The 18,416-nt window shown below is 49.4% G+C and carries 12 protein-coding genes and 1 tRNA gene; 8 read left to right on the top strand and 5 right to left on the bottom strand.

The genetic code is table 11. The annotated features are described in order from the left end of the window. Positions 1-25: 25 nt before the first annotated feature. Positions 26-117, bottom strand: a tRNA-Ser gene (locus tag LLG46_06880). Positions 118-316: 199 nt separating this feature from the next. Between LLG46_06880 and LLG46_06875 the strand changes: the two genes are divergently transcribed. Next, the gene (locus LLG46_06875) at positions 317-2,527 is read left to right on the top strand and encodes a dehydrogenase E1 component subunit alpha/beta (protein ID MCE5323023.1); all 2,211 of its coding nucleotides are present in this window, start codon (positions 317-319) and stop codon (positions 2,525-2,527) included. A gap of 57 nt (positions 2,528-2,584) precedes the next feature. Here the strand turns inward: LLG46_06875 and LLG46_06870 are convergent, their stop codons facing one another. The 3 genes from LLG46_06870 to LLG46_06860 are packed head-to-tail and all read right to left on the bottom strand — an operon-like array spanning position 2,585 to position 4,766. Then, entirely contained in the window at positions 2,585-3,088 is a 504-nt protein-coding gene (locus LLG46_06870; GenBank protein MCE5323022.1) for a cupin domain-containing protein, read from the bottom strand. A 42-nt stretch (positions 3,089-3,130) separates the two neighbouring features. Continuing rightward, positions 3,131-4,033: a zinc ribbon domain-containing protein gene (locus tag LLG46_06865; protein ID MCE5323021.1), complete on the bottom strand. Its 903-nt coding sequence runs from the start codon at positions 4,031-4,033 to the stop codon at positions 3,131-3,133. Between the two features lie 49 nt (positions 4,034-4,082). Further along, complete coding sequence (locus LLG46_06860; protein ID MCE5323020.1) at positions 4,083-4,766, bottom strand: formylglycine-generating enzyme family protein; 684 nt, start codon at positions 4,764-4,766, stop codon at positions 4,083-4,085. A gap of 102 nt (positions 4,767-4,868) precedes the next feature. On the opposite strand from LLG46_06860, the gene LLG46_06855 reads away from it, so the two are divergent. The 3 genes from LLG46_06855 (at position 4,869) to LLG46_06845 (ending at position 10,511) form a co-directional block, all read left to right on the top strand. Then, positions 4,869-6,320 carry a hypothetical protein gene (locus tag LLG46_06855; protein MCE5323019.1) on the top strand — a complete coding sequence of 484 codons (1,452 nt, stop codon included), beginning with the start codon at positions 4,869-4,871 and terminating at the stop codon, positions 6,318-6,320. A gap of 121 nt (positions 6,321-6,441) precedes the next feature. Further along, positions 6,442-8,802: a heavy metal translocating P-type ATPase gene (locus LLG46_06850; protein ID MCE5323018.1), complete on the top strand. Its 2,361-nt coding sequence runs from the start codon at positions 6,442-6,444 to the stop codon at positions 8,800-8,802. 56 nt (positions 8,803-8,858) lie between these two features. Next, positions 8,859-10,511: a tetratricopeptide repeat protein gene (locus LLG46_06845; protein ID MCE5323017.1), complete on the top strand. Its 1,653-nt coding sequence runs from the start codon at positions 8,859-8,861 to the stop codon at positions 10,509-10,511. 68 nt (positions 10,512-10,579) lie between these two features. On the opposite strand, the gene LLG46_06840 is transcribed toward LLG46_06845, so the two are convergent. Then, complete coding sequence (locus tag LLG46_06840; GenBank protein MCE5323016.1) at positions 10,580-10,957, bottom strand: PRC-barrel domain-containing protein; 378 nt, start codon at positions 10,955-10,957, stop codon at positions 10,580-10,582. A gap of 127 nt (positions 10,958-11,084) precedes the next feature. On the opposite strand from LLG46_06840, the gene LLG46_06835 reads away from it, so the two are divergent. The 4 genes from LLG46_06835 (at position 11,085) to LLG46_06820 (ending at position 18,337) form a co-directional block, all read left to right on the top strand. After that, complete coding sequence (locus tag LLG46_06835; protein ID MCE5323015.1) at positions 11,085-12,587, top strand: bifunctional metallophosphatase/5'-nucleotidase; 1,503 nt, start codon at positions 11,085-11,087, stop codon at positions 12,585-12,587. A 94-nt stretch (positions 12,588-12,681) separates the two neighbouring features. Next, complete coding sequence (locus LLG46_06830; protein ID MCE5323014.1) at positions 12,682-14,607, top strand: PAS domain S-box protein; 1,926 nt, start codon at positions 12,682-12,684, stop codon at positions 14,605-14,607. 33 nt (positions 14,608-14,640) lie between these two features. After that, on the top strand, positions 14,641-16,056 hold the full coding sequence (locus LLG46_06825; protein MCE5323013.1) for an aspartate ammonia-lyase: 1,416 nt from the start codon (positions 14,641-14,643) through the stop codon (positions 16,054-16,056). A 172-nt stretch (positions 16,057-16,228) separates the two neighbouring features. Next, the gene (locus tag LLG46_06820) at positions 16,229-18,337 is read left to right on the top strand and encodes a chitobiase/beta-hexosaminidase C-terminal domain-containing protein (GenBank protein ID MCE5323012.1); all 2,109 of its coding nucleotides are present in this window, start codon (positions 16,229-16,231) and stop codon (positions 18,335-18,337) included. Positions 18,338-18,416: the final 79 nt, after the last annotated feature.

The following is an 18,416-nucleotide window of genomic DNA, read 5'->3' as shown; positions in this document are numbered from 1 at the left end:
TTTCCTCAATTTCACGCACAAAAAATGGCGGAGAGGCCGGGATTCGAACCCGGGGCGGAGGTTTCCCCCCGCAATCACTTAGCAGGCGATCGCTTTCGACCACTCAGCCACCTCTCCACATTTGTATTTTACCACAATGCATTTTAGTTATCAAGATGTCGAGTTGCCTTTGGATGGTACATTGATGTACATTGACTTATTCTGGACATGAGCTGTAGAATACTAGTTGGTGTAAAAACACTCGAGTATGAACCCATACGTACTTTATGTGACGCGGGCATAAGCCGCGTTACTTTTTTGAAGGAGCTACTGCGAAATGCCAAAAACATCCTCACCAAAGAAAGCCTCAAACTTGCCGTCTGAGTCCAAAGATGTACTGCTTGATTATCTGCGACAGATGTATGAGATCCGCAATTTCGAGGACACCCTATATCGCCTCCTTAGAGAAGGAACGATCAAAGGAGCGTCCCACCTGTATGCAGGGCAGGAAGCTGTAGCGGTCGGTTCGGTCGCCGTTATCGAAGATCGAGACGTTATCGCCAGTACACACAGAGGACACGGTCACTGCGGCGCGATAGGTAACAAACACGCCAAAGACGAAAAAGCCCGCCAGGAACATTGGAACAAGATGATGGCCGAGCTTATGGGCAAATCCACCGGATATTGTAAAGGTCGCGGTGGGTCAATGCACATCGCCGATGTCGAGAAGGGTAACCTAGGGTCGACCGGTATAGTCGGCGGAAATATCCCAATCGCCACCGGAGCCGCTCTTGCAGAAGAACTGAAGGGAACCGGTGCAGTCGTTCTCTGCTACTTTGGAGACGGCGCAACCAACACAGGTTCGTTCCACGAAGCCCTTAATATGGGTTCCGCGATGCTTTGCGGATTGCCGGTCGTATACATATGTGAGAATAACCTCTATGGTATGAGCGTGCCTTTCCATGACAGGACAGTGGCATGCGCTGGTCAGGCCTCTAAGATTAGAGATATTGCAGACAGAGCGTCGGCATACGGTATGCCGAGCACGATCTGCGATGGAATGGATGTCCTTGCAGTCAAAAAAGCCGTAAAGGAAGCTGTCGATAGAGCGCGAAAAGGCGATGGCCCGACCTTGGTCGAGTGCAAAACATACCGCTGGTATGGCCACTCTTCCAGCGATCAGAGAGCATATCGAACTCGCGAAGAAGAAGCCGAGTGGAAAGAGCGCGACCCACTGACAGTATTGCGCAAGAAACTGCTTGACGCAGGTATTGCCACGGAAGCTGAACTTGATGAAGCCGAGAAGAAAGCCGTTAAGACTATCGAAGACGCTACCAAGTTCGGTATCGACAGTCCGTATCCAGACGTGAGCGAGCTTTACAACGATATTTATGTGCCAAAGAACCCGCAGGAGCTTGCTGCCGAGATTAAGGCAGAAAATAATTACCTGCCGAAGATAAAAGAGATTGAAGCAGAGGTGCGCAAGACTGCTAATGCCACTCTTCCCAAGATCAAAGCCAGTGATGTAAAGACGCTTGAAGGCAAGTTCGGAATGCCGATCAAGAACTACGGTCAGGCATTGGTGGATGCTCAGCGCGAAGAGATGGAGCGTGACGAGCGAGTCATCATTATGGGCGAAGACGTCGGACTCTATGGCGGCGCATATGCTGCGACCCGCGGCCTTTATGATCAGTTCGGTCCTAAGCGAGTGATCGATACCGCTATCAGCGAAGCGGCCATAGTCGGAGCGGCAGGCGGCGCTGCCATGCGCGGTCTGCGCCCTATCGCCGAGATCATGTATATCGACTTCCTGACAATCTCTTCCGATCAGCTTATCCATAACCTGGGTTACAACCGCTATATGTTCGGCGGCAAAACCAAGGTCCCGGCTGTCGTAAGGACAGAGGGCGGTGTGGGCAGATCGATTGCGGCTCACCACTCAGAAAACCTTGAGGCGATGTTCATGAACATCCCAGGTATCTATGTTGTGATGCCGTCGACACCGTATGACGCCAAGGGTCTGCTTAAGGCCGCCATACGTGATGATAATCCTGTCCTGTTTATCGAGCACAAGGTAATGTATTCAAGTGTTATGGGACCTGTGCCGGATGATGACTACATCATCCCACTGGGTGTTGCCGACATCAAGCGCGAGGGGACCGACGCAACAATCGTCGCCTACTGCCGAATGCTCCACTTTGCTTTGGATGCAGCAGAGAAACTTGCAGCAGAGGGAATAAACGTCGAGGTCATCGACCCGCGCACACTCAATCCGCTGGATGCTGAGTGTATAGCCAAGTCCGTTCGCAAGACAGGCAAACTGATTACTGTCTCAGAGGGCTACCCGAGATGTGGTGTTGCAGGTGAAATCGTTCGCCAGACAATTGAATACAAGTTTGACGACGGTTACACAGGGTTCGACTATCTTGACGCTCAGCCGATCATGCTCAGCGGCAAAGACTGCCCGATCCCGATGAGCGCGCCTCTTGAAGACGCATGTGTGCCGACTGTGGCGGATATTGTGGCTGCTGTGAAGGCGATTGTTTAGCTGAGAGCAGATAACAGAGAGTAAGAGAGCCGGCTTCCTTTTGGGAGCCGGCTTTTTTTATTCTTTTGTCAGCTTCTTAATCATCTCCTCGCACTCAGGGTACTCTGCAATAAGAGCTTCGCGGCTGCCATGCTCATAGTCATCATAGTCGAAGGCTGGGGCGACTGTTGTGCCCATAAGTGCATACTTGCCGCCGGGTTTTAGTCGGCTGCCCTGCCATGTTCCTGCTGGGACTACCACCTGCGGAGACTCACCAGTCATAATGTCGCTGCCTATAGTGATGATCGAGTGTGTGCCGTCAGTATGGAGTTGGAGCATCTCCACGGGGTCGCCCGAGTAGAAGTGGAAGATTTCGTCGGTTTTCACCCGGTGCATTGCCGAGTAATGGTTCGGACCGATAAGGAAGTAGATGGCTGTGCACACAGATTTATCATGACCATATTCATCGGGCAAGGCATGAGAAGGTATGATCAGGCTGCTGCGATATGTTTCACGAAAATATCCGCCTTCCATGGGGTGCGCTTCAAGACCCAGCTTTTGGACTATCTCATCAAAAGTCATGCCCTCACCCCACAACCAAATACTAAATCTAAAATACTCAATCTAAAATCCCATGATGCTTCCGCTGGTTTTGGACTCGCGGGGCACAGAGAACGGTTTTTGCATATCGTAGTTGGCGACAAGTTTGTCGAGAGAAGTATCCGCTGTGTCGGCTGCTTTATCGATATTGCCCTGAATGGTTGGATCACCCTTCATCTTTTCGAGAGATGCCAACAGCTTGGACATGTCCTGAGGGTTCATAACATTTACAGCATTGAAATTGACCGCTATCTCGCCTATGGCTCTTGTCTCTTTGAAGATCACGTCGCGATATGTGCCCGAAAACTCCCTGCACTCAGGCGGAGCGGCTCTTTTGTCGAGGTATTGAAGGGTACTGATCCAGTTTTTATACTGGCGATTCAGCTCCTTTTTCGTGTCGGCAAGAGGATCACGAGCCTTTTCACCATCAGGGTCGCCAGCCATATCGATCAAGTTTAGAAGCCCGGAAGCCGCGCCTCCCGCAGCAGCCATGCTGAGCGCTGTAGTTGTGTCCTTCAGCAGCATCTGCCGATGATCCTCTACCTTTTTGACATACGCAAGGTAATCGACAACCTCCTGCGGCGGTTTGGGCTTTGCAATTGCACCTGGGGTCTGCTGTCCGGTCGGAGGAGCGCCGGGAGGAGCATTTAACACATTGCCGCCGTTGGGCGCACCGGCAGGGGCGTTGGTGACATTGCCAGGCGAGGCTGATCCTGACGGGGCATTCGTCACGTTTCCTCTGCTTGCCAGCACAGCGAACACGAGCGCTATAAGAGCGATTGCTGCCAATCCAGCTATTACGTAGACCAGCGGTGAGCGCTTACGCTTCGCCTCCGGTGCCGGTGTTTCTACGGATTTGCCTGCTCCGCAATTCGGGCAGAACTTCGCTCCCTCGGGCAATTGGGCATCACATTTCGGGCATTTCATGTCGATCAACTCCTCGATCACATTATAGCACCATAGCAGGTGGTGGGTGTTAGGTGTCGGGTGAGAAGGGCATGTCCATTACACACCTGAACCCTATATCATCCCGTGCACTGTTTCCGGCTTCAAACTCTTTGAATGAACACATGAATTGATACGGTCTGCTCTGCCTGAATGATCCACCTTTTATCACCATTGCCTTATCCATGCTCGTAGATGTCCACTCCCAGACGTTGCCAGCCATATCCATTACCCCGTATGGGCTGGAACCCATCGGGTGTAGACCTACAGAACTTAAGCTGCCTTGACTGAAGACACTGCATGATAAACGGTCAGATTCCCACACTCCTCCCCAGGGAAAGAGCATTGCGGGCTTGCCTCGCGCGGCTTTTTCCCATTCCTGCTCAGTCGGCAGACGTTTTCCTGCCCATGCGGCATAGCTCTCGGCCATATCATATGTCACATTCACTGCCGGAAGGCTCTCAGAGTCCTTTGGCACAGGGTTGTCTATGTTATATATCCACCCGGCGTTCGCCTCTATTACATAAGCATAGAATTCGGCATTTGTAACAGGGTATTTGTCCATATAAAAGTCGGGCAGTTCAATCATCCTCTGAGGCATTGTATCCGCAAGAGTCGCCGGCTGTATATCAAATCGCCTGCATATTCTCTTGACCTCGTGCTTGCTCAGACCCATGACAAACGGGCCTGACGGGATAAGAATCATACTGCTCATAATAGAGCATTCAACGGCATTTGCCCCAACACCTCTACACAAAAACATTGCGCATTCCAGCGTCTATGTAAATGAGGGTGAACAAAAAAGCGAGGCAGACTTATGAAAGATCAGTTTCCGACATTCCGCGCGTTAGGTAAAAGAATTGCCGACTTAGTGACTAATAAACGGCTTACCAGGCGGCTTGGCAGTGCTTTTATCAAGACCTGCAAAGTGGTGGGTGTACTAATAATCGCTGTCATGATTGTCCATACGATCCTGATGATTGTTTGGGGACGGCAGCTTGCCAGGCGCCTGGATGAGTTGAGAGCATCAGGAATACCTGTTTATTCAGCCGAACTTGCGCCCAAAAATCTGCCGACAAGCAAGAACGGCGGCCTTTTATACGAAAAAGCAATGAGGTTGGTGGGTAACAATGGCGACTATTACAGGTCCCATGACGATTGGAGCCATGACTGTGGTTTGTTCGATGATTTTACAAAGTCTATGCCTGGCTCAGTTGAACGTCAGAAAATGCTGCCCGCAGTGGAAGATGCGCTGAGTCGCAGGGCAGGTCTCCTTTCTATTCTAATAGAAGCTGCTTCAAAACCTGAATGTAGATTCACTACCATAAAATGGGAACAGGGCGCGGGCGCATTATTCCCACAGCTTGGGAACATCCGAAATTTCACGAGAATGTGCGTTGCGAAAGCGCAGGTCGATGCGATAAAGGGCGATATGAATGCAGCAACCAGAGATATCATTCTTGCACTGCGAGTCTCTCAAGCCACTAAAGATGAGCCGATAACGATAGGCGCACTCGTTTCATATGCTTGCTTGCAAATAGCAACAGACGGGCTTGCCGAAATAACAAAGACCCACACATTCACAGTCGAGCAGGCTTTGCGGATTACACGCGAATTGAGCCGAATCGAGCTTGATCCGTCTTTCACCAATGCACTGAATGGTGAGAGCGCAATAACAAACACAACGTTTGACATGATGAGATATGACACAGCAAGATTCTGGGATATGATTTACCTTAATGAGAATATGTATAGAAAAAGCGGACTGAAAAAAGCGGGGATTGCAATCGTTGTTTATCTATGGCGACCGCTATCATACAAGGACCAGATAGTGTGCCTCGATATGTGGAAAAAACAAATGGAACTTATCGAACAGCCGTATAGAATAGGTGTCGGCAAGTATCATAGTCTCGATATTATCAATAGGCTTCCACGTTATGCTTTGTTAACCCGAATCTTCTTTCCTATGTGTACCGGTGTTGTAGCGGTCAGAGACACAGCAGACGCGCGAATTGGAATAGCAAAAACTGCGCTTGCTCTCGAAACCTACCGAAGCGAATTCGGGTCATACCCCGAAAGCCTGACACAGCTTCACAAGACATTCGCAACGGACCCATTCAGCGGGAAGAATTTCGTATATAAGCGCATGGGCAATACATTTATGCTCTACAGCATAGGTCGAAACCTCAAAGATGATGGTGGTCTATCCAAAGAAAACCCAAACAAAGACGAACCCGACGATATAGTGTGGGGTCGGCACATCCAATAGAAAATGAGAGACCGCTCCATAAGTACATTTGATGCGGTCTCTATATTCCATCAATTTTTCGGATGGAATCCCTTGCCCGACGCATCATTTGTGGGTATGATAACGGCAGAGGTGACTAACTATGTCTGCAGCCGATTATGCCGCGCTTACCGCAGGAGCGGCGCTCATAATATTTGTGCTCTGGTTCTTCTTCGGAAGCAAGAAAGGACCAGTGCAGCCTGATGAAGAGATGCAGGAGAGTGTCGAGTCTGACTTCGCCATCACAGGCATACACTGCCCGAGCTGTATGCTCTCAATTCAGAAGGTGCTCTCGCGCACTGAAGGTGTCTCTGAAGTGAGCACCAATTTTGAATCAGCGAAGGCGACAGTCACATATGACCCGCGTGTGCTCACAACAGATGATATTTCCTCTAGAGTCGATAAACTCGGGTATACTGCCACACCTGTTGCCGAAGAACAGGGAATGACAGAGCAGCACACGCCGGATATGGAGACTGAGGTCAAAGATGCGCGCGCCAGGCTTATCGTGTCGACTGCGCTTGCCACACCTGTCCTTATAATATCTATGGTGCTGCCTGTATTCTTCGGCATGAAGATTGTCATGCCCCCGGCGATTTTGGTATATGTCCAGTTCGTCCTTACATCCATTGTGCTATTTTACGCAGGAGGGAGGATATACAAGAGCGCTGTCGGCGCGATAGTCAACCGTGCAAGCGATATGAACGTGCTTATAGCAGTCGGCACTTTCGCGGCATACATATACAGCACATTTGCAGCATTTGCACCGGGTCTTTTTGTCAAATATGGTGTCCAACCACATGTGTATTACGAGACTGTGGCGGTCATCATAACCCTGATCCTCACAGGCAAATTCCTTGAAGCACGTGCACGAAGCCATACATCAGATGCAATCCGAAAACTCATGAGTCTGCAGGCAAAGACTGCGCGGGTCATACGTGACGGTGACGAGATCGACATACCCATTGAAGATGTGCGTGTGGGCGAAAAGATAATCGTGCGCCCCGGCGAGAAGATACCAGTGGATGGTGTGATAACCGACGGCTCGTCTACAATTGATGAGTCTATGATTACAGGCGAAAGCGTGCCTGTCGATAAACAGAGAGGCGACGAAGTTATCGGCGCTACAATCAACAAGACCGGCAGCTTCACATTCGAGGCGACAAAGATCGGTAAAGAGACAATGCTGGCGCAGATAGTCAAAATGGTGCGGCAGGCTCAGGCGACCAAGGCTCCAATACAAAAACTCGCCGATATTGTGGCGGGGATATTTGTTCCTGTTGTCATCTGCATTGCGATTGCGGCGTTTGTTGTCTGGTTTATATTCGGACCCGCGCCATCGATTACATTTGCATTGATATCGTTTGTGTCCGTGTTGATCATCGCATGCCCATGCGCACTTGGGCTGGCTACGCCTACGGCTGTGGCTGTCGGGACAGGCAAGGGTGCAGAGAATGGAATACTCATTCGCAGTGCCCAGGCTCTCGAAACGGCGAGAAAGCTCACAACCGTCGTTCTTGACAAAACCGGCACAATCACACGCGGAGAGCCGTCACTTACAGATGTCGCTGCATTTGGAGACTTTAATCGGGATCAACTGCTGGCGATTGCCGCATCAGCCGAGAAGGGCAGTGAGCACCCTACTGCCGGAGCGATCGTCAAATGTGCTCAATCAGAGAATTTGCAGACATCTTCTCCCACCCGATTCGAGGCCTTCCCAGGAGGAGGTATCAGCGCGATTATAGACTCAAAGAATATACTGATTGGCACTGGAAAGCTGATGAATGAGAACCATATTGACACTTCAATGCTGGATAAATCGGCTGATGAACTTAGTTCACTTGGCAAAACGGTTATATATGTTGCCATAGACGGAGTGTGCTCTGGCCTGATTGCAGTGGCCGATACAGTGAAGCCTGAATCAAAATCGGCTATCGTGCGATTGAAGCGGCTGGGGCTGAAGGTAGTGATGATTACCGGAGATAACCGGCAGACAGCGAATGCTGTCGCATCGGAGGTCGGCATAGATGATGTGATGGCTGAAGTCTTGCCTGGCGATAAAGCAGCGGCAGTAAAGACTATTCAGCAGCGGGGAGGAACTGTCGCGATGGTCGGAGATGGGATAAACGACTCGCCCGCTCTGGCTCAGGCCGACCTCGGTATTGCAATTGGCAGCGGGACTGATATCGCGATAGAGTCCTCCGATATTACGCTTATCAGCGGTGATCTGAACGGTGTTGCAACAGCGATAGAACTCTCACGAGCTACGATGTCGAATATCAAGCAGAACCTGTTCTTCGCGTTTATTTATAACACTCTCGGCATACCTATAGCGGCTGGTGTGCTCTACCCAGCCCTCGGCGTTATGCTCAACCCGATGATAGCGTCTGTCGCTATGGCTGCGAGTTCGCTGTCTGTGGTCAGCAATGCCTTGAGATTGAGAAAATTTGGGGCCATACGCTGAGTATTTGCTGCACGGCAGTCTATATTGAATAGACTACTAAGCAGGAAAACAAGACGATGAAGAATATCAGCCACGATGAGTTGGACAGACAACTTAATGAAAACGGCAACCTTGACAATGTGATAGGCGAGCTTCAAGCCGCTGTAGCATTAAGACCCGATGACGTCCAGATATTGGACAGCCTCGGTTATGCACTGTACCTGGCAGACAGAGATGAGGAAGCTGAAGCTATATATCGAAAGGCACTGTCTATTGACCCCGGCAATGCGCGTCTGCACCAGGGTCTCGGATACGTTTTAGAATGGCAGTGTCGGCACGAAGAAGCTGTTGCTGCCTATAAAGAAGCCATTCGTCTTGGTGCCAATAATGGTGAAACGTTATGGAATGATCTTGGAATCGCCCTAGAAGATGCTGAGAAATACGATGAAGCAATTCAGGCATATCATGAAGCTTTGAAGATCAAACCGGACTATGCGAGCGTTCATTTTAACCTTGCATATCTGTTTCTAAAGATAAAACGCCTTGACGAAGCAGAATCTGAATCGCGAAAGGCAATTCAGCTCAATCCGGAAAAACCGGATTATTGGCTCCAGCTTGGTTATACCCTTGATGACCTTGAAAGATATGATGAGGCAATTGACGCGCTTAAAAAAGCTCTGCGTATTGATCAGGAATATGCGGATGCACATTATAATCTTGGGCATATTTACTCGAAACTGGAACGCCTGGATGATGCGGAGAAGGAATTTCAGGAAGCTGTCCGACTTGACCCGGATGATGCAGATAATTGGGACTGGCTGGGTTATGCGTTTATGGAGTCTAGACAATATGAACAAGCTGTTGAAGCCTATAACAAAGCTCTCTCTCTTGCGCCTGAGAACTCTGATACTCACTGGAGGTTGGGCGACGCGCTCGATGAACTCGGTCGGCATAAAGAGGCTGTTTCGGCTTATCGTGAGGCAATTCGCCTCAAGCCTGAAGAAGATGAGTATATGCTTTGGAACAGCCTCGGTTTTTCACTCGAACATTGCGAAAAAAAAGAAGAGGCAATAGAAGCATATCTTCATTCTATCAGCCTCAATGCAGAATGCGCCGATTCACACTACTTCTTAGCACAAACACTGCAAGAATTGAACAGACTTGGCGAAGCAGAAGCCGAATCACGCGAGGCAATTCGCCTTGAACCTCAAGACCCGGATATGTATTATCAGCTTGGTTTGGTGCTCGAAGACACTGACCGTCATGAAGAATGCGCACAGGTATTCAAAGAAGCTATTCGCCTTAACCCCAATGATTATGGCGCTCATTATAGACTTGCCTGGGCATATGAAAAACTGCGCAAGCTCGATGAGGCAGCAGCCGAATATCGCGAGGCGGCACGTATCAAGCCTGAGAACTGGTGGCCTTATTACAACCTCGCAAATGTAGTTCGCGATCAAGAGAAGTATGAAGAAGCAATTGCGCTTTATAAAAAAGCACTGAAAATTAACCCGGAGGAAGATACTGTCTACTTCAATCTGGGATACTGCTATTCCAGACTCGAGAAGCTGGAGCTTGCCGACCAAGCCTATCGCGAAGGACTTCGCATGAATCCGAATGATGCTGACGCGCACGATGAACTTGGAGAAATTCTACAACGTCTGGGACGGATGGAAAAAGCGGTTGAGGAATATCGTGAAGCGGAACGCCTGAGAGTTGAAAATGAATAATAAAAGTGCCGGAACTCGCCCCTGTTCCGGCACTTTCTGGTTCGCTGCCGACCTGTTTGTGTCGCAAATTATGCAGCTATTCTGCGCAGCCAATACTCCACAAAAGGCATCACATCCACAACTTCGTCCGTAAACTCCGGGCATTCGCTCACCGCAGACTGGCTTACCGGCACGACCACAGCCCCTGCCGTCAGGTCCAAATACATTCCCTCGACAGGGATCAGAGCAGTCTTACCCGATGCATGGCTGGTCACCGCGGCAAATATGATCTGGCCAGTGCCGACATCGGCAAGAAGATCCGACACAGTGCCGAACTCCACGCCATCGGCATCCAATACTCGCCAACCCATTGCGTCGGGCTGGCCGTCTGCCAATTGATATGTAACACGGCTCAGTCTGACCAGGCCGCCTTGTTCCTCTTCGGGAAAGTCAGGATAATACTCCATTGCCTTTACCCTCGCCCAACATTAATCTTGACGGGACGGATTCGCCCGACATAATTTGGTTACCCTATCCTCCCTAAAACGACACTAAATGTGATATAATTCCGCAGATTACAAACCGAGGTGGCATATGCTCAATCTGCAAAAACGCGCTCGAATTCTCACTCTGCTTTTTGTTGTTGTCTCACTTTTTGTCCAACTGCCTGCACTGCATGCAGACCAGCCCAATTACCTTGCACTGACTGTGCTATACACAAACGATATACACGGCCACCTCTTCCCGTTTGACTACAACTGCCTCGGAAAAGCTGAAACCAACGTTGGCGGAGCTGCACGAAGAGCAACGCTGATCAGAGAAATTAAATGCAAAACCACAAATCCGGTTATTGTAATGGATGCGGGAGATGTGTTTACTCGCGGTCCATTGCAGGACCTTGAAGGCAAGCCTGATTTTGATGTTATGAACGCTGTGCCGTATGACATAATGACCCTCGGCAACAATGAGTTTAAGGGAGACAGCTATCTCAACAACCCCAGTCCTCTCGGGCTTGAAATACTGCGTGATCGAATCAAGCAGGCCAGGTTTAACATAATATCAGCAAACGTGATTGAGAAATCGACAGGCACCACGCTGGTGACGCCTTATCATATCTTTGAAGTGGAAGGGATAAGAATAGGTGTGTTTGGTCTCACTGCTCCAAGGGTCGCCAGCTATGCGCAGGCTGTGGATCTACAGCTTAACGACCCAATAGTCACAGCAAAAAAAATGGTTGCCGAGTTATCCGACAAATGCGACTTCATTATAGCGTTGACCCATATCGGTTATAATTCTGATCTTGCGCTGGCAAGCTCTGTGCCCGGAATAGACGTCATAATTGGAGGCGATTCGCACACATGGCTGGATAAACCTACTCTGGTAAGAAATGATGACACAGGCCCGGCAGCCTGCTGGATAGGTGGGACAATAGTCTGCCAGGATGGAGAATGGGGAAAAGCCCTTGGGAAGCTGGACCTATATCTGCACAAGGCAAACAATGGGCGCTACCTGGTAATGAGTTATAAAGATCAAATAATCGATATAGACTCATCAATTCTGCCTGCTCAAGACGTTGAGACCATAATCGACAACTACACAAAGCCGTATATGGTCGAACTCGATACACTTGATAAGGATATCACTTTATCAAATGCACCGGCATGGATTGCCGAAAGGCTGCGAGATGCAACAAAGTCGGACATAGGTTTCCGGCCATACGACGGTGTCGAAAGCGGCCTGAATGCTGGACCAGTCACTGAACTGGATTTACGAAAAATGGTCCCTTGGAATAACAAAGTCGTGGTTGTAAAGGCAAAGGGTGCTCAGATAAGTAAACTCATGTTGCAGCCGAATGCTGCTGTAGTCGGGACTGAGATGCGCGATGGTCAGCTCTATGTCGGCGATAAGAAATTGGACGCTGCATCAATCTATACCGTCGCAAGCGAAGACTATTATGCCTTTGTATCCCCAGCGCTTTCAGGCGCACAAATCACCAAGACTGACTTGAGCACGAGAGACATCTTGCGCGGTTATCTGATGAGTAAGTCGGCTACTATTGGAGTGCAGCAGCAATCTGTGGCATCTCTCCCGAGATGATTGGCGATCAAACCGAGCCATAATATAGCCATGGATAAATCTTCCCTTCATAGCGGTATACTACCAGAGAATGTCAGTATGGCTGGTGGAGGGCATGATGAACGATCAGGCAGATGAGTATTGTAAGCCTAATAGTTCAAGCGACCAATCGTATGATAATCTGATCGCACGGTATCAGGCAATCTCCGCGGGAATAATGGTAAAAGACCCCAGCGGCAGGATTACTTACGTCAACAATGCCGCATGTGAAATTTTTGGTCTCACCTGCGAGGAGATGATCGGACGCAGATCTGATGACATCATATGGCGGACTGTAAAAGCAGACGGTTCACCTCTGCCGTCTGACGAATTTCCCTCAGCATTGGTATTGCAAACAGGAATTCCTCAGCATAATGTGATATTCGGAATATACTCCAGCAAACATGGTCCACGGCGTTGGCTTATGGAAGATGCCGTTCCGATCAGAGACCCGAAAACAGGAAACATAAAAGAAGTAATGCTGACTATTACAGACGTAACCGGACAAGTCCATAACAGAGAAGCCCTTCAAGAAGCTGAAACCAAATACAGGACTTTGATCGAGGAATCTTTGGTTGGTGTATATCTTATTCAGGACAGCAAATTTGTATATGCAAACCCTCGTTTTGCCGAGATCCATGGTTTTACGCAACACGAACTCATCGGGATGAACGCGCAGGACCTTGTAGCCCCTGAGGATCGCGATGTGGTCAGTGATTATATCACAAGAAGAATATCCGGCGAGATAAAAAGCGTGCGCTATATGGTTAAAGGAATGCGTAAAGACGGCACACTAATAGACATAGAAGTCCACGGTTCTTACACACTCTATCAAGGGAAACCAGCAATAATTGGCACGGAACTGGATATCACACAACGCAGGCGAGATGAAGAAACGCTGCGCCTGAACGAGGCTCGACTTCAGACCCTGCTCGAACTCAGCCAAATGACAGATGCAACCCTGCAGGAAATATGTGATTTCGCACTCCAGGAAGCAATCAACCTGACAAAAAGCAAAATCGGCTATCTGGCTTTTGCAAACGAAGACGAGACAGTGCTGAATATGTTTGCCTGGTCGCAATCAGCACGCGAGCAGTGCAATATCCCGGATAAGCCTACCGTATACCCGGTAGAGCACACCGGGCTATGGGGTGAGGCAATAAGGCAGCGGAAAGCCATCATCACGAACGACTACTCGGCTCCCAATCCATACAAAAAAGGACTGCCTGAAGGTCATATTACAGTTAAAAGCCATATGAACGTGCCTGTCTTCGATGGTGAAAAAATAGTCGCAGTCGCAGGAGTCGGCAACAAAGATGAAGCCTATGATGAATCGGATATTCGTCAACTGACTCTTTTGATGGATGGAATGTGGAAACTTTTGCAACGTCATCAAGTCGAAAGGCAGCGCAGGGAAGAGGAATATAATCGCAGGCAGCTCGAAAGAGGATTCGAAACCCAAAAACGGCATTTTTATCGCGAAACCATTCTGAGTGTTACGCAAGGAAAGCTGGATATCTGCGATTCAACTCACATAAGACCATATCTATTGAACGCAATAACCACTACCGATGTATCCGATACTTCTGACGCAAGCAGAGCAAGACACATGGTTAAGGAATTCCTTGCACGGCAGGATATGGAAGAAGAGAGATTGGCTGCATTCGTTATTGCCGTTGGAGAAGCCATCACTAATGCCATAAAGCATGGCAACAATGGCCGAGTTTATGCGGGAGTCAAGGACGATTCGGCATGGGTGGCGGTGGCCGACAAAGGACCTGGGATCGAATCCCTAATCATCCCCCGTGCAACACTTCTTAGGGGGTTCTCAACCAAACCGTCCCTGGGCCTTGGCTATTCGATTATGCTTGAAACCTCAGATCACATACTCCTAAAAACCAGTCCGCGCGGAACAACAGTCGTCCTTGTTAAGAATATCAAGGAGCCTGCAGCCGCGGCAGATAATTTGCCGAGTAGTTGGTATAGCTTACCTGCAATATAAGCCTGCCGCTTTACATCGTGATATAATGTCGATATGAAAACAAGAATCGAGCATGACCTGCTGGGCATGATGGAAGTGCCGGCGGATGCGTATTATGGGATCCATACGCTTCGTGCCCACAAAAATTTCGACCTCTCGGGCATCGAACTTCACCCGGAGCTTATTCGCGCGCTGGCCGAGGTAAAGAAAGCCTGCGCTCTGGCTAACATGCGCACCGGCCACATAAACAAGCGCATAGCCGAGGCAATAACCGGGGCATGTGACGAAATAGCATCAGGTCATCTTCACGATCAGTTTATTACTGATGTTTTCCAGGGGGGTGCGGGGACATCGGCCAATATGAATGCCAACGAGGTAATCGCCAACCGTGCGATTGAAATCCTCGGCGGCATAAAGGGCGATTACAGCATCGTTCATCCGCTCGATCATGTGAACCTGGCTCAATCTACAAATGATGTCTTCCCGACAGCCGTCAAGCTCGCCGCCATACGCCTGCTGATCCCGGTAAGCAAAGCAGCATCTCAATTGCAGCGTGCTCTTCAAGAGAAAGAGAATGCGTTCGCATCAGTGCTCAAAACTGGCCGGACAGAGATGCAGGACGCTGTGCCGATCACTCTTGGGCAGGAATTCGCAGCCTGGGCACAGGCTGTTCAGCGTGACTGGTGGAGACTGTATAAAGTCGAGGAGCGTCTGAGACAGGTCAATCTCGGCGGGACCGCTGTGGGCACTGGACTCAATGCCGATCAAAAATATGTATACATCGTGGTCGATATACTCCGCGAGATCACGGGTGTCCCGCTTGCGCGCGCTGAAAATATGATAGATGTAACTCAAAATACTGACGTGTTTGTGGAGGTATCCGGGCTCATCAAGGCGGCTGCGGTAAACCTCGCAAAGATAGCTTCAGACCTGCGAATACTCAGTTCCGGTCCCAAAGCCGGAATTGGCGAAATAAAACTGCCGGCCTTGCAGGCTGGAAGCTCTATAATGCCGGGTAAGGTGAACCCGGTCGCAACTGAGGCTGTGAGCCAGGCTGCGTTCCAGATAATGGCGAATGACCATGCGATCGCAATCGCGGCTATGAGCGGGCAACTTGAACTCAACGCATTCCTGCCGATGCTTTCGCACAATCTCTTCCAATCGCTCCAATTGCTCCAAAGGTCATCGCTGTTGCTGGCTGATAAGTGTGTCAGTGGGATAGAGGTTGACTCCGAGCGCTGCTGCGCTCTGGTTGAAGGCAGTTTCGCAATTCTCACTGCATTAAGCCCGCACATAGGTTATGAGGCTGCATCCGAACTTGCACTTGAAGCTGAAAAGATGGGCAAAACTATCCGGCAGGTCGCGCTGGAAAAGGGTATATTCACCAAAGAGCAGCTCGATAAGATCCTTTCAACAGTCGAGATGACTAAACCTGGGATTGCTGGGGCAAAAGCCAAGACGAACAAATAATTCTTAATCCTCCTCAACTACTTCTTTAAGCAGACTTGCAAACGTCGCACACTATGCCACACCGCCACATTTATACGGCAATCAGGCAATAACATTTCGTATTTTGCGCATTGGGGTAATAGCGTTTTCGACGTGGAGATCGCCGATCACCGTATAAGGAGGAAAGAACGCGATGTATCTTGGAAAACTGCGCACCACATTTTTGATCGTAATGCTGTTTTTGATGCTTTCACTTCAGACAATGGCCGCCGTGGTTTATGTCAAATGGGATTCGAGAGGAAGACAGGATGGGAAAACCTGGAGGACTGCCTACCGTTCAGTTATTACGGGAATTGCGTCGGCACGTATCGGTGATGAAGTATGGGTAGCTGAAGGGACATATGTGGTCCAACCTCTTGCGCTGAAGCAGGAAGTTGCCCTGTATGGCGGTTTCTGTGGAAACGAGACCTCCAGAGACCAGAGAGATTATAACCAATACTTCTCCATACTCGACGGTAATATGCAGCGAGAGACTGTATTGGCTACTTACGGATTGACTGAGAGCGCCGTACTCGACGGCTTTGTGGTCACTAACGGAATAGGCGAATACGATGTTTATGGCAACTATCACGGTGCCGGAATCCTCTGCTGGGGTTCGCCGACAATTACACACAACTACATTGCAGGCAACAATGGCGAATGGGGCGGAGGAATTTATATCGGACCGAATGCTGCCCCGCTTATTGCCTATAACAGCATTGTCGGCAACAGCGCTTACGTTGGAGGCGGAATCTGCTCGGCCAGCGGAGGAGCCGCAACAGTTACAAACAACTATATCGCATACAATAGCGCATACTGGGCAGGAGCTATATATATCGCAGCCTGTCCTTCTACCATAAGCAACAATGTGATCGCGATGAATACTTCCGGTGCTGAAGGTGCCGGCATATTAATGGAAGATGGCTGCACTACACTCATTGTGAACAATACCATCGTTGACAATGAAACAGGTGAAGGCATAGATGGTGGAGGAATATACAGCGATAGTTCCTCACCAACGATTGCAAACAACATAATTGCTTTCTGCTCATCGGGGATTTACAGTACCAATGCTGCTCCAGTTCTTCACACAAACGATGTATACGGCAACACAGACTATGATTATAGTGTATTGGTGTCGCACCCATCGGACCTGAATGTCGATCCCTTGTTCAGGGACTATCTTGGCGAAGATTATCACCTGCTTGCAACGTCGACGCTTATCAATGCCGGAACAGATGCTGATGTGCCGCCTGATTGGCCTGACATGGATGGTCAGGACAGGATTAATGGCGCTGCAGTCGACATCGGAGCGGATGAAGTGTATGTGGCCGAAACACCGGTGATAACTCCCAATACCGGCTCGTTTAACGACTATGTGACAGTCACTATCACAGACGCCACACCCGGAGTGACCATACGCTACACCACCGACGACAGCACGCCAACTCGGACTAACGGCACTGAATATACTGGTCCGTTTTCTATATTCGGGGTGCAGGTGAAGGCAATAGCTTACTCCGATGCATATGACGACAGCGCAGAAGCCGATACATCATTCACCTGGCAGATGCCGACTCCGACATTTGATCCGCCTGCAGGGACATATACTTCGATATGTGTATCAATTAACTGCTCAGTTCCAGGCGCAACAATTTACTATACTACTGACGGTTCTGATCCAACAAGTTCAAGCCCGGTGTACACTGATCCTATACAAGTCAATGTCACAACCATACTTAAGGCAATGGCTGCAGGAGCCGGGTGTCTGGACAGCGATATCGCTACGGCTGTCTACAATATCGCTCCTTGGGGGCCGTCTCTGGTCGGTCTGTCGCCGACGAGCGGCACATTCCTCAGCTATTTGACGAAATATACGATATCCAGTGAATACGGCCATGGTCGAGGCTATCAGTATTTGCGCAACTGCATAATGCTCATCAATACCAGTATGAGTGGAGCCAATGGGATATATCTGCGTTATGATCAGAAAACTGGAAGGATCTACCTCAGAAACGATACCGATACTGCATGGTTGGGTGGATATCTACCCGGTTCAAGCTCGACCCTGCAGAACAGACAGGTAATCGTTTACTTGGGAGATACAAGAGTGCTGAAAACAAAATATAATATTACAGTGCAGTGGCGAATAGCAATCAAAAATGCGCTGCGCGGCACAACTTGCGGGGTTTATCTGTATGCAGATGATATCAACAATCTGAATACCGGATGGAAGCAGTTCGGAACATACGACATATTATAAACCCGGCTTTGTGATAAATTTGCTTTTTAAAATCGGAGATAATTATGCAAAAAGCCCCCGCGGGAGAGAGTGGCGGGGG

It is taken from the genome of bacterium, assembly GCA_021371935.1.
Taxonomy (GTDB): domain Bacteria; phylum Armatimonadota; class UBA5829; order UBA5829; family UBA5829; genus UBA5829.
Note: the sequence above shows the minus strand (reverse complement) of the source record. Positions and strands in the feature narration are given on the sequence as shown.